Origin of the sequence: Bacillus sp. Leaf49 (genome assembly GCF_001426125.1) — a bacterium.
GTDB classification, from domain to species: Bacteria; Bacillota; Bacilli; order Bacillales; family Bacillaceae; genus Bacillus; species Bacillus altitudinis.
Map to the genome: position 1 here is coordinate 114,986 of NZ_LMRK01000012.1, position 13,838 is coordinate 128,823.

The 13,838-nt window shown below is 40.4% G+C and carries 12 protein-coding genes; 7 read left to right on the top strand and 5 right to left on the bottom strand.

What is annotated here, in order from left to right; genetic code table 11:
• The first annotated feature begins 4 nt into the window (after positions 1–4).
• A complete protein-coding gene (locus ASG46_RS07380) occupies positions 5–1,471 on the top strand; it encodes a glycoside hydrolase family 1 protein (RefSeq protein ID WP_056703962.1) in 1,467 nt (488 codons plus the stop codon).
• A gap of 31 nt (positions 1,472–1,502) precedes the next feature.
• Positions 1,503–2,351 (top strand): PRD domain-containing protein, encoded by an 849-nt coding sequence (locus ASG46_RS07385; protein ID WP_008347382.1) that lies wholly within the window; start codon positions 1,503–1,505, stop codon positions 2,349–2,351.
• 92 nt (positions 2,352–2,443) lie between these two features.
• On the opposite strand, the gene ASG46_RS07390 is transcribed toward ASG46_RS07385, so the two are convergent.
• Positions 2,444–3,622 carry a response regulator aspartate phosphatase gene (locus ASG46_RS07390; protein ID WP_056703965.1) on the bottom strand — a complete coding sequence of 393 codons (1,179 nt, stop codon included), beginning with the start codon at positions 3,620–3,622 and terminating at the stop codon, positions 2,444–2,446.
• Positions 3,623–4,036: 414 nt separating this feature from the next.
• Between ASG46_RS07390 and ASG46_RS07395 the strand changes: the two genes are divergently transcribed.
• Positions 4,037–4,249 carry a hypothetical protein gene (locus tag ASG46_RS07395; RefSeq protein WP_017359929.1) on the top strand — a complete coding sequence of 71 codons (213 nt, stop codon included), beginning with the start codon at positions 4,037–4,039 and terminating at the stop codon, positions 4,247–4,249.
• A 31-nt stretch (positions 4,250–4,280) separates the two neighbouring features.
• Here ASG46_RS07395 and ASG46_RS07400 read toward each other — a convergent pair whose 3' ends face one another.
• From ASG46_RS07400 to ASG46_RS07415, 4 genes are all read right to left on the bottom strand, one after another.
• Complete coding sequence (locus ASG46_RS07400; protein ID WP_008347378.1) at positions 4,281–5,042, bottom strand: ABC transporter ATP-binding protein; 762 nt, start codon at positions 5,040–5,042, stop codon at positions 4,281–4,283.
• Between the two features lie 13 nt (positions 5,043–5,055).
• A complete protein-coding gene (locus ASG46_RS07405; RefSeq protein ID WP_056703967.1) occupies positions 5,056–7,383 on the bottom strand; it encodes an FtsX-like permease family protein in 2,328 nt (775 codons plus the stop codon).
• A complete protein-coding gene (locus tag ASG46_RS07410; RefSeq protein WP_035390039.1) occupies positions 7,380–8,633 on the bottom strand; it encodes an MFS transporter in 1,254 nt (417 codons plus the stop codon). Before ASG46_RS07410 ends, ASG46_RS07405 begins: the two co-directional genes overlap by 4 nt.
• Before the next feature lie 72 nt (positions 8,634–8,705).
• Positions 8,706–9,353: a TetR/AcrR family transcriptional regulator gene (locus tag ASG46_RS07415; RefSeq protein WP_056703970.1), complete on the bottom strand. Its 648-nt coding sequence runs from the start codon at positions 9,351–9,353 to the stop codon at positions 8,706–8,708.
• 160 nt (positions 9,354–9,513) lie between these two features.
• On the opposite strand from ASG46_RS07415, the gene ASG46_RS07420 reads away from it, so the two are divergent.
• The 4 genes from ASG46_RS07420 to ASG46_RS07435 all read left to right on the top strand — a co-directional run bounded on the left by ASG46_RS07420 (position 9,514) and on the right by ASG46_RS07435 (position 13,616).
• Positions 9,514–10,626, top strand: coding sequence for a CdaR family transcriptional regulator (locus tag ASG46_RS07420; RefSeq protein WP_056703973.1), 1,113 nt, complete (start codon positions 9,514–9,516; stop codon positions 10,624–10,626).
• A gap of 117 nt (positions 10,627–10,743) precedes the next feature.
• Complete coding sequence (locus tag ASG46_RS07425) at positions 10,744–12,015, top strand: GntP family permease (RefSeq protein ID WP_056703976.1); 1,272 nt, start codon at positions 10,744–10,746, stop codon at positions 12,013–12,015.
• A 29-nt stretch (positions 12,016–12,044) separates the two neighbouring features.
• Positions 12,045–13,184 (top strand): glycerate kinase, encoded by a 1,140-nt coding sequence (locus ASG46_RS07430; RefSeq protein WP_056703980.1) that lies wholly within the window; start codon positions 12,045–12,047, stop codon positions 13,182–13,184.
• Positions 13,185–13,277: 93 nt separating this feature from the next.
• Positions 13,278–13,616: a zinc ribbon domain-containing protein YjdM gene (locus ASG46_RS07435; protein ID WP_024720449.1), complete on the top strand. Its 339-nt coding sequence runs from the start codon at positions 13,278–13,280 to the stop codon at positions 13,614–13,616.
• The last annotated feature ends 222 nt before the right edge of the window (positions 13,617–13,838 follow it).

Sequence of the window (13,838 nt, forward strand, 5' to 3'; positions counted from 1 at the left end):
ACATATGACGACAATAAAAGGTTTTCCAAAAGGATTTTTATGGGGCGGCGCCATTGCCGCCAACCAAGCAGAAGGCGCTTGGAATGTAGATGGAAAGGGCCCGTCTGTTGCTGATATTGCGATGTACCGGTCTAATTTGAGTGTAGAAGATTATGAAGGGCATCTAGCTGTTACTTCTGAAAATATAGATCGAGCGATGAAAGACCCAGATGATAAAAAGTACCCAAAACGCAGAGGTGTTGATTTCTATCATCACTATAAAGAGGATTTGGCTCTATTTGCAGAAATGGGTTTTAAAACTCTTCGCATCTCTATTGCATGGAGCCGTATCTTCCCAACTGGAGAAGAGAACGAACCAAATGAAAAAGGACTCCAATTTTACGATCGTTTATTTGCAGAAATGAAAAAACACAACATAGAACCGATTGTGACGTTGTCACACTATGAAATGCCGTTAGCACTGAGCGTGAAATATAATGGCTGGGTTGAAAGAAAAGTCGTTGATCTCTTTGTTAAGTTTGCCAATGTATGTTTTGAACGCTATAAACATGATGTGAAATATTGGCTGACCTTTAATGAAATAGATAGTATTCACCGCCACTCTTTTATTACAGCAGGAATTATTCCTGATCGCTGCCCAGAAGGGAAAGAGGAAGAGACGGTTTATCAAGCACTCCATCATCAATTCATTGCCTCTGCACTCGTAACAGCAGATTGTCATCGCATCATACCAGGCAGTCAAGTAGGGTGTATGCTGACAAAATTAACAACGTATCCGCACACTTGTCATCCGAATGATGTGGAGCGGGCATTGAAACAAAACTTAGAAAACTATTTCTATGCAGATGTTCAGGTATTTGGTGAATACCCGCCGCTTATCAAGCGCATGCTTGAGAGAAAAAACATTCATATCCAAATGGAATCAGATGATCTTTCTATTTTAAAAGAAAATACAGTAGATTTTATCTCGTTCAGCTACTATATGTCTTTAACTGAATCAGCTGATGAAGGATTAGAAAAAACGGATGGAAATACCATCCGTGGAGTTAAAAATCCTTACCTTCCATCTACTGATTGGGGATGGCAAATTGATCCGGTTGGTCTGAAAATTTCTTTAATAGAATTATATGATCGTTATCAAAAACCACTGATCATTGTAGAAAACGGCATGGGTGCAAAAGATGTTGTTGAAAGTCATGGATCAATTCACGATGATTATCGTATTAACTATTTCAAAGAGCATTTCCGCCAAATGAGAGAAGCGGTGGAAGAAGGCGTTGACCTCTTCGGATATACGAGCTGGGGCTCAATTGATATTATTAGTGCAGGTACATCACAGATGTCAAAACGATACGGGTTTATTCATGTAGATCAAGATGACGATGGAAACGGTACATTAAAACGTTCTCGTAAAGACTCATTTTATTGGTACAAAAAGGTCATTGAAACAAATGGTGAATCGCTTGATTGAAAAACCACAATCATGAAAACAGGTGATGACGATGTTTAAAATCAAAAAAGTTTTAAACTCGAGTGTGGTTCTGGCTGAAGATCAGAACCAACAGGAGATGGTTCTATTCGGCCGGGGGATTGGTTATGGACAAAAACCAGGTCAAATGATTGAAGAAAAGAAGGCAGATCAAGTGTTTATGTCTGTCGATAACATGAGAGCGAAGGAGTTTCTCCAACTATTAGATTCAATGCCACAAGAGTTTATCGATTTAACTCAGCATATTGTTCAATATGCTGAAAAACGCTTAAACTCGAGTCTGAATTCTGGTGTCTATTTTACCTTGATGGACCACTTGAATTTTGCAGTAGAACGGCACAAGAAGAATATTAATATTACAAATCGAGTATACTGGGAAATCAAAAACTACTATACCGAAGAATTTGAAGTAGGTAATTATGCGCTTGAGTTAGTCAACAATACATTGGGCATACAATTACCAAAGGAAGAAGCGGCCAATATCGCCTTCCATTTAATTAATGCGTTAGGTGAAGAGTCCGATTCCAAAGATGGCATGAAGTATGCCAAGATGATCGGAAGTATTGTGAATCTCGTCCGCTATACGTTGAATATGAAAATGGATCAAGAGAATATTCATTACAGCCGATTTATTACACATGTGAAATTCTTTGTTGAAAGATTTTACGCAAATAAATTATTATCAGATCAAGAAAATGAGTTGTTTGAACAAATTGCACACTTGTATCCTCAAGCGATGGATGTGGCTTTCAAAATCAAAGATTATATTAAACAGGTGCACAGTATTGTTATTCCAAATGACGAACTTACGTATCTGGCGGTACATATTCACCGCCTCATTTCTTATCAAGAACTAAAATAAATGTGGACCACTTGCCTTGTAATGAGGCAAGTGGTTATTTGTATTGTACGGTTTATGTTCCAATAGGTCGTTCTGTTGGGTTAAGATTTGTATCATTTAACGAATTGTAAGACACCGTTTGTCCGAAAACAACGATGGCTAAAGCGAAAATGAGTAAACTCACTTTTTTCATCATAATTCCTCCAATTAAGTGTAGTGTGTTCCAATTGATAGGCATCCTTCAAAAAGAGATATGCTTGGTGAATTGAACCCAGCTCTTCAAAGTGTTTGGCAGCTAGTGCACTTAATTCACGGGCACCTTCAACATCCTTTAATTCTTTCAGAATACTGATGTCATCGAAACAGGTTTGAGCTTTTTTGGATATGTCTTCAGTGAAATATAGGTGATAGAGAAAATTCATTTTTGCTGTATAGATGGGGTTTCTGTCTATTTCTTGTTTTTGTTTGACTAATTCAAAATAATAGAGAGCTTGCGACTTTTCATCAATGGAGAGCAGCTCTTTTAGTAACATAAACATGGAGTGTTCGAAATAACAAGATGAAAGGTAGTCATCATCACTAAGAGCCTTTTCTAGGGCATCAATACATTTTTTTGATTCTCCAGCTTCGGCATATAGAATACTGATATTGTGATAAAGCTGTGATGCTAGAAAATGATCGTTTAATTGATTTGAGATGTGTAATGCTTTTGTGTAGTAATTCTCAGCTCTTTTGAAATCGCCAATATCCATGAAGTTGGTGGCTGCGATCACAAAAGCTGCTGCCAGTCTTCTTTCATAGCCATCATGACCTTTGAAAATATCGATGGCATTCTGAATATAATGAAGTGAAATCAGGCTTTGGCGAAGCATCATATATAGGTTTGCGACCTTCGTATGGAATTCTGCTACTTCTATTTCATCAGGAATGTTTTGCAGTTTTTTCTCAGCAATTTTAAACAGTCCGATGGCTGATGCATAGTCTCTGTTATATGAAGCGTAAAGGGCTTTATATAGGTAAAAATAGTATTCAATTAAGTCGTTTGTTTTAGAAGGGTATTCTAGCACTGTCGGTTCATTCAGTTTTTTACCCCTTCGTTCATATAACATGAGCTTAAACTTGCCTTCTAGCAATGAATAGTAGGTCAAGACCTCCTGATTCTCTTCCATCTCTTGAAGTAATTCCTTTAATTCTGTGTAGATTGTCTTTGCATTGTGTACATCATGCTTACGAATGGCAATTCGCCAATCATTTAAACGGTTCCCCACCTGTTCAGCTGAAATGATTTTCATGGAAATTTCACCTCTTTAACATCCTATCGCCTGTTTCAATAAAAAACGATATCACAATTTTTGGTAAAATATAATCGTTTCTGGGAGGTGATTGACAGGAGGTAATAAAAAGGACCTTATGTCATGAGATGTACGTTATTGTAATGATGATTGATTGTTTATTCAAATGAGTAAAATCTTTTTTTGGAAGTCTAAAAACGTGATAGATACTATTAGTTTTAAGTTTATGGTCGAAAATACCATCCGAATATATGAAATAAAGCTATTTTAGCTATGAGAGAAGAACAATGAAAGGTCGATCTAGAAGGGAAAATCAGTTATGATGTTGCTAGATGATTTTGGGAAAGAAACTGGAAGTTGCTGAGAAAGGTGAATATCCGAGACAAGTGTTGACCTTTCAGAAAGGATGTTGAAATGAAAAAAAGATTTCAAATGTTAAACTGGCAAATGACAATTGTGATGACGACGCTTTTACTTGTTTTAGTCACTCTTTATATCTCAAAGAGATACTTTTATAGCAAAGAAATTGAGTTGCTGACAGAATCTTGTCAACAAGAAGATGGCAAAATCATACTAGAAACAAATAGTTTGACTATGGATTACTCCTTTGAGTGTAAGAAAAAATAAAACAGGCAGAAAGCTGCCTGTTTGACACCAATTAAAACCCTAAGTTTTGTAACCACTTGTTTAACAAGGCCTCTCGTTTCTCAGCGGTGAAGCGGTCGTATTTTCCTAAATTTAAATGAGCTGAAATTTCACCGTCATTCATAAACAAAATTCTTTCAGAGCAAAGGGCCACTTTTGGATCATGGGTGACGAGAAGCAGAGTTGTTCCTTCAGAATTGATTTGTGAAAAAATATCCATGACTTCCTTTGTGGTTCTTGAATTAAGAGCACCTGTGGGCTCATCTGCAAAAAGAATGTTTGGTTCATTCATAAGAGCTCGACAGATAGAGGCTCTTTGGAGCTGTCCTCCTGATACTTCTGATAAATATCTATCAGCTAAATGATCAATATCAAGTTTCTCCATTAGATATTTTGCTCGTTCATTGACTTCTTTTCTCGGCATTTTCTTCGCTAAGTAAGCTGCAGCAATGATGTTATCAAATAGATTGAGGTTTTTTAGTAAGTGGCTGTGTTGAAAGACGAATCCCATCTCTGATAAGCGCAAAGCTGTTAACTGTTTGTCTGTCATTTCTGATAGCAGTTGACCTTTATATTTGATTTCCCCTCTGGAGGATGTCTCTATACCGCTAAGTTGATAAAGCAAAGAGGTTTTTCCACATCCTGAAGGTCCCATAATGGTGACAAATTCTCCACGTTTAATTGATAAGTGAATATTTCTAAGAATGGTCTGTTTTTGTCCTTTTAATGAATCAATTTGTAAAGACAATTGTTTCGCTTCAATTAATTGTTCCATGTGAAACATCTCCTTATGAAAGTGTATGACGGCTGATTTTACTAGAAAAAAAGGACTTCAATAACCACGAGATGACAGTTAAATTCACCATAAACAGCAGGAGAGGATACACGATCCAAACCCATTTCGGGGCTAACCACTGAAGGCTGGATGCTCCTAATGATGCTCCGCCTGCACTCATTAACGCCGGACCAATAGTATGAACAGCGATTGCTCCAATGAAGGCACCAATAGAGAGAACGACGATAAAACTTGTTAAGTATTGATAGGTTAAATCTTTTTGAGAAAAACCAATCGTCCTTAACAAGTGAGTACGATTTAAATCTTTCGCCCTTAACATGTGTAGAAACATCATTAACATGAGGCTGGCTGTTCCAAAAGCTGCGATGGTTGAAAATAATGCAATCACTTTTACTAGAGATGCGGTGCTTCCTATTGTTTGATGCACATATTCTTTCATATCTGTCACTTTTGCAGGAGACATATTTGTTTCAAGTGCTGCTTTTTTTCCTGCCATATCTATTCCTTGTTTTAATTGTATTTGAATGGTTTTCCAAAGAGATGATTGAGGAAAAGGCTGAGATAATGCTTTAGCAGTTTTCCCTCCGTTGGTGACGTCTTGATAAATGCCGGTAACCATTTTTTGAACTTGCTGCCCATTTGTGGCGAGAGTGACTTTTTCGCCTATCTTTTTCTGAAGTGAGTCAGCACTCAACACCGATAAAGCAATCTCTTCCTCCTTCAACGGTTCCCTTCCTTGTAAATAGGTGAGAGGGAATGCTGATAGATCACCTGTTTCTAAATAGAGCGTTTCTAATGTATTCTCCATTGTTTTGGCTTGTAGAGAAGTTGTTTCATAGACGGTAGATGTTTGAATGTCTTGGTCTTCGCTAATCATAGACTCTATTTTATTTGTACTTTTCTCTAAATGATTTCCCTGCCGAATATCAATTCGAAGGTCACTTTTTCCAGAGCCAAGATATGTGATGAAATCTGGTGATTGTAATGTGTACCATAACTGAATCGGCATCAACATTAAAAATGTACAAAGCGCGATAATACAAGTAATTGTTGAATACATCTTTATTCGCGAGAACAGATCTTTCAAACCAAACCAAAAATTGACTGGGAGGAATCTGTTTTTCTGGAGGTGCATAGGAATTTGTTTTTTATGGCTTGGTGAGCTTATGCCGCCTTGAATGGCTTGAGCGGCTGATATTTGTCCAAATCTCCTTAGGACAGCATAGCTGAATGAGATGACGATCATTGCCGTCAAAATTGACACCAAAAGCGGGATCACCTGATGAATAAAAGAGAGGCGATTCCCCATATATTGCTGAATATTGGCTGTAAACAAATCACCAAACATGAGCGTCATTAAATATCCTGCTATACACCCTATACAGGCAAGCACAGCATATTTCCCAACGTATAATTGTTTGATTTTTGATAAAGGGATTCCAAGTACTTTTAAGATTCCAATTTCACGTTCATCCTCTTCTATAGCGGCGGTCATAGCGAGACGAAGAGAGAGGAGAGAAATGCTAATGAGTAGAAAGCAGACAAGAAGGAGAATGGCGATCACCATACCATCTGTTAGGGCATTCAGCATGCGAAGCAGGGGTAATGTGACAGCAGGCCCCTGTTGTGGCAGCTCAGATGATTGATAGAGTGATTGAAAAGCATCTGCTTGACCAGCATCATGCAATAAAAATTCAATTAAGTACTCCTTTTTTTGAAACACTTGATTCAGTGCCGCCCAGTCCGCATCATGCAGAAGAAATCTCTTTGAACTGACAAGACTTGGATTCATTTGGGCATCTCGTAAGAACGTTTTGATTTGAAAAGAGAATTGATGAGAGCCTTTTGTAATGAGTAACCTTTCGCCAATCTTTAAATGGTATTTTTGTTGAAAATAAATAGGGACTGCTACTTCTCCTTTATTGACAGTGAGCTTTTCATTTCGTTCGTTTAAAAGGAAATCAAAATAGCGATTTTGCTTTACAAATAAATGATCCATCACACCCGCTTGAGCAGGCTCCTGCCCGAACTTGATGCTGACGTGTTCGATCGGAATCATTGGAACAATTTGATGTGCCTTTACCATCGACTGTTTACTTGAAAATATATCGACCGCTTTTTCATCTAAGCTCCCATCGTGCATTTGGACAAAGTCTGGTGCTTTGGCTGATTGGAGTAAATCAGAAATGGAACCATTCAACTGGACTGTCATTTGCGCAGCGCTTGTTGCTAAAAATGATGTCATCATGATGCAAAGGGTTAAGCCGATTGAAATGAGACGGTGGCGGGTTAGGTCTTTCTTGATAAACGTCAATCTCATGAGGCTGATTCTCCTTCATGTCGAAGCATATTTTTTGTAAGGAAGGCAAGTGCAAACATCAAGGCACTGACGATTAACACGGTCACATACATGCTGGCGGAAAAAGTGTTGAACAAGAACCCGTACATCATTTGACCGAGCGGTGCAGCACATTGAGAGACCATTGTCAGATTGGCCATGACTTTTCCTAATTGAGCATTGGGTGTTTTCTTTTGCACATGTGAGATGACAACGATCGAAATCATGGTGAGCAGCATGGCAATTGGGAGACACCCTGCTAAAAAGAGAAAATAAGCTGGAAATGTACCAAATTGAAGAGCCATCTTGGATGTTGAAAAAGCAACAGGCAGCAAAATGACTGCGATGACGAGCAGCCAGCGATACAAAGTAGGAATGCGCCAATGTTTCGCTACAAGCCCAACTAGTAGCGCGCCTGCGATGACGGCAAACTCAATGATGCCCATTCCTATTCCATACATGATGTCACTGCTTTTCATTGTGACCCTTAAAATAATGGGACCTCCAACGATAAAAAATGGTGTGAGGATGAAATTTAGCAGCGCTGCAAGCAGCATGGCTCTTTTTAAAAATGGCTGGCTTCCGATATAGGAAAATCCTTGTTTCATATCTTTCAAGAGTACTTTGGTCATCGGTTCTGCGAGTGGGCTAGGTGAGAAAGAGATATTTAACCGTAAAAGCATACATGCTGATAGAAAAAATACAATGCTACTAGCACCTATGATGACCTGGCTCCCAATGAGTCCGTATAAAACGCCGCCAATGATAGGAGCGACAACACCTGAAAGGGCCTGCACGCCATTCACGATGCCATTTGCTTGTTCTAATTTTTCTTCTTTCACTAGCTGAGGAATACTCGACATCACAGCAGGAGCATAAAATGTACTCATGACACCAAGGAGAATCATGACGGCTCCAATCATATAAAGCGAATCATGACCTGAAAATAACCAGAAATAAAAAGCCAGAATCATAATGCCAGTAAGAACATCAAATAAAATCATCAAATTTCTTCTGTTAAACCGGTCAGCAATTGCTCCTGCTAATGGCGAAAGGAGGAGCGGGATATTGGATAAAGCAAAAAGCAGGGCATATAAATCAACACGATGTGTCATATCCAAGACGTGTAAAGATAGAACAAAACGAATCAAGGAAGACCCGAAAACGGAAATAATTTGCCCGAGAACGAGGTAGATAAAGTGGGTGGAACCATTTTTGGCTGATGACGACATGAAAATCACTCTCCTTTTAGACCGACCGTCAGTCTATAATGTGTGCAGGATTGGTATTGAAGTGACCAATCACTAATTATTGTCTTCCGGTTCTCCAGTTAAACGTTGGAGAAGGAAGGAGAAACTTCCCTTTTCTGCATGTAAAGAGGCTTCAAGGATTGCGATAAATGCTAGCGCCCGTTGTATGCTTTCCGCTGTGGTCCATTGGAAAAGTCCCTCATCAAAGATAACCTGTGCAGAAGCGAGAAGAAATTCGACCGTCTCTTGCGGATAATCCGTTTGAAATATCCCTTCTTCTACCCCTTGCTGAATGACTTCTGCTAAAACGGGTGATAGCTCTGTAATGGCTTTGATCAAGCTTTTTTGATGCATCTCTGCATTAGCAGGCTGATGAAATTGTTCGATCATGCCTTCTTTATGGCTGCCCTGTTTAGGAGATTGTGCCATGATGATGCGAAATAATTTATCGACCACTGAGATATCTGGATCAGCGGCAATACGCTTTGCCTCGATGATATCTGCTTTTATGATCCGGTCAATGATTGCATCCATCACTTCTTCTTTGGAAGTAAAGTAATAATAGAATGTGCCTTTTGCAATGCCAACGGCTTTGAGGATGTCAATAATTGTGGTTTGCTGATAGCCTTTGGTTGAAAAAAGCTTCTCTGCTGCATTTAAGATGTCATTTTTGCGTTCCTCAGGATGTTTAACGGTTCTCATAAAGCCATCCTTTCTTTTGACTAGACTGTCGGTCGGTCCCTTGATTTGATTAAACACTTTTTGGCGTATCTTTGTCAACGGCTGTTTTTTTAAGCTTTGCATTTATTGTGCAATGACACTATGATACATTGAATGAAAACCCCTTCAGGAGAGATGCTGAATGCAATTTTTAACCAGTGAATTGGCGCAAGAGATGGTTGAACGTACGATGCATATTTTACATCAAAACATCAATGTCATGAATGCGGATGGTGTCATTATTGGGTCTGGTGAACGAAAAAGGATTGGACAAAAACATGATGGAGCACGTCTAGTGCTGTCAAGCGGAGATAGTGTGGAGATTGATCATGAGACATCCCACCGCTTAAAAGGCGTGAGGCCTGGAATCAATCTGCCTATTTGCTTTCGGGAACAAGTTGTTGGTGTCATTGGGATTACGGGTGAGCCAGAGGACATTCGTCATCATGCCGAGCTGGTGAAAATGGCAGCTGAGCTCGTATTAGAGCAGTCTTTTCTACTTGAACGCTTCCAGTGGCGGCAGCGAATAGAGAGTGAAATTGTGAATCAGCTCATCTCCGAGTCTGACATGGGTGATCATCAGCTGAAGCACCGTGCTGACTGGCTTGGAATGGATTTAGACAAGCGGCGAATGGCTATTGTTTTTCAGCCGATTCCATCGTCTGAGGACACTGTACACAAAATGATGCATGCCATTCAATACGATAAGAATGCGGATGATTTACTAGGCATGACCTTCCGTCATGAATTGATCCTATTAAGACAGCCGATATGTGACCATCAATTCAAGCATGTGATCGAACAGCTACAACAAACAATGGCAGGTGCAGTTGATGGACAAGTGCTCGTGGGTGTAGGAACTGTCGCTGAGGATATGAGTCAATTACCGTTGTCCTTTCAGCATGCGAGAGAAGCCCTGCGGTTAGGAAAGGTGCTCCATCCAGAGGAAAGCATATATGTTTTTGAATCTTATCAGCTTGAAAGCTTGTTTATAAAAGCGAGAGCCGCCAAAGAGGGCAAACGGTGGAGTGATTTTTATCATCCGCTGATACAAGAAACGGAACTCGTTCAAACGTTAAAGGTTTACATTGAAGAGGGCGGGGATTTACAAAGAATCGTTGATCGTCTATTTATTCACCGTAATACACTGCGATATCGTTTAGATAAAATCCAGGCATTGACCGGAAAAGATCCTCGTCATGTGAAACAGTTGATGGAGCTGTACATAGCACAATTGGACAATCAACTGTCTTAATTGTGCATTTGCACAACTGGATGAAGAAATAAATAAAAGAAGTTCATCTAGATTCACAACTCGATCCCGATGGGTAAACGCTTACAATTAAGAAAAGACAATCAGGAGGGATGGAGTATGGGTGGAGATGTGACAGTGAGTACATTGGGCGCATTGACTGCGCTTGTGATCGCTATTGTTCTCATTCTAAAAAAAGTATCACCTGCTTATGGCATGCTGGCAGGCGCATTTATTGGCGGTTTGGTTGGCGGTGTAGATGTTGTGCAGACCGTGAACGTCATGATGGAAGGCGCAAAGGACATGATTCCGGCTGTTCTTCGAATCATGGCGGCAGGTGTACTGGCAGGGGTTTTAATTGAGTCGGGTGCTGCGTTATCTATTGCGGAGGCCATCGTGAAAAAGCTTGGAGAGGCGAGGGCACTTTTAGCACTCGCACTTGCAACAATGATTTTAACAACGGTGGGTGTTTTTGTAGATGTAGCAGTCATTACAGTAGCACCAATCGCACTTGCCATTGCCAAGCGTGCAAAACTTTCTAAAACGGGGATTTTACTTGCGATGATTGGAGGAGGGAAGGCGGGGAATATCATGTCACCGAATCCGAATGCCATTGCAGCCTCTGATGCCTTTGGTGTACCGCTTACTTCCCTGATGGCGGCAGGTGTCATACCGGCTATTTTCGGGATAGCCGTCACATATGTATTAGCCAAAAAGCTTGCGAATAAAGGGACACCTGTTTTGGAAGAGGGAACAGACCAAGGCGAGGTTCAAGTACCTGGTTTTCTACAAGCGCTTGTAGGCCCGCTTGTGACCATTCTCTTGTTAGCCTTAAGACCGTTGTTTCAAATAAATATTGATCCGATGATTGCCTTACCAATAGGAGGAATTGTAGGCGCTCTTTTCATGAAAAAAGGGAAGTTTCTCAATGATTATGCGATGTCAGGGCTGCATAAAATGTCAGGTGTAGCGATCATGTTACTAGGTACAGGCACATTAGCTGGAATTGTATCGAATTCTTCCATGAAAGAGGTATTTATTCAGGTGCTTGACGCTTCGGGATTACCTCCTTACTTGCTTGCACCAACGTCTGGAATTTTTATGTCGGCAGCCACAGCTTCGACAACTGCAGGGACGGCAGTTGCAAGTGGTGTATTTAGCGGAACTCTTATTGGTCTTGGTGTATCTGCCCTTTCAGGCGCAGCTATGATTCACGCTGGCGCAACTGTGCTAGACCATATGCCACACGGAAGCTTTTTCCATGCAACGGCTGGAAGTGTTCAAATGGATATAAAAGAACGGTTGAAATTAATGCCCTTTGAATCGTTAATTGGTTTGACATTAACCGTTGTATCGACCATTATCTTTGGTATTTTCCAGCTGTTCGGCTGAGGACTTAATGAGAAACGAGGGGTTTTTGGATGAAAATTGTGATCGCACCAGATTCATTTAAAGAAAGTTTATCTGCTTATGAGACAGCATGTGCCATTGAACGAGGATTTCGCTCTATTTTGCCAGATGCAGAATATATGAAAATCCCAATGGCAGATGGAGGAGAAGGCACAGTTCAATCGTTAGTGGATGCGACAGGCGGAACCATTGTCAAGCAAGTGGTCACAGGCCCGCTTGGCAAACCTGTGGATGCCTTTTTTGGTATGTTGGGAGATGGTCAGACAGCTGTCATAGAGATGGCAGCAGCATCAGGATTACATCTTGTCCCGCCAGAAAAACGGAACCCCTTATTCACGACGTCTAGAGGGACAGGAGAATTAATGCTTGCAGCGCTGGATAAAGGAGCGAAGCATTTAATCATTGGGCTTGGTGGAAGCGCAACAAATGATGGTGGCGTTGGCATGATGCAAGGTTTAGGGGCTTTTTTTCTCGATAAAGCAGGCCAAGACCTCACGCCGGGCGGTGGATCACTGAATCAATTAGCTTCTATTGATCTATCTCGACTGGATCCAAGATTGCAATCTGTCCGTCTGGAAGTGGCGTGTGATGTGGATAATCCTTTAACGGGTGAAAGAGGAGCGTCTGCTGTGTTCGGTCCTCAAAAGGGAGCAGATACAGAAATGGTTCAACTGTTGGACAAGAATTTATCTCATTTAGCACAAGTGGCTAAGCAGCATCTTCATGTCTCCTTTGGTGATGCGGCAGGTGCAGGAGCGGCAGGAGGACTTGGTGCGAGTTTATTAGGCTTTTTACAGGCTGATCTGCAAAAGGGAATTGATATTGTACTGAAAGCCGTACATTTTGCTGACGTACTCAAGGACGCTGACCTAGTCATTACAGGGGAAGGGCGGATTGATCAGCAGACCATTTACGGCAAAACGCCAATCGGTGTAGCTAAAGCTGCGAAACAATATGGACTCCCTGTGATTGGTATCGCTGGGTCCCTCTCAAAAGACAGTGCAGTCGTACATGATCATGGCATTGATGCACTTTTTAGTATTGTCCCTGGCGTCACGACTCTGGCTGAAGCCATGCATGATGCTAGTGTGCATGTAGAGAGAACAGCAAGGAATATTGCGGCTGTCATGACATTTGGAAGAGATAAGTAAATGATGAAAAATGTTTCCTTTTCTATCACATTCCTCTCTATAGAAATGTGGTAAAATGGTTCTAAATGAAAAAGAAAGTTGGAGGAAACACAAATGTCTAATCTACCGAATTGTCCATCGTGCAGTTCAACTTATACATACGAGGATGGCAGCATGCTTATTTGTCCAGAATGTGCGCATGAATGGTCGCTAGAACAAGAACAAGCGGAAGAGGAACAGCTTGTTGTCAAAGATGCGAATGGAAATCTATTAAGTGATGGTGACACGGTCACTGTGATTAAAGATTTAAAAGTCAAAGGCTCTTCTTCGGTTTTAAAAATAGGAACGAAGGTCAAAGGGATTCGTTTAGTCGAAGGCGATCATAATATTGATTGTAAAATTCCTAGCTTTGGCGCGATGAAGTTAAAATCGGAGTTTGTGAAGAAAGTATAATATATGAAAAGAGGCTGTCGATCATCAGCCTCTTTTTTATTTCGATATTTATAGGTGAAAGGTATAATCTTAAACATCATTTCATACATATGTACCTATTGAAAATCATTCTTTTTTTAAAAAATCAAGCCTCTTTTCTTATAAAAATTCACGCTTTTCTTAACTCTACCTTAAAAAAGGCAGATGATTCTCTAAATTTTGCCTAATCCCCTTCACAACTTT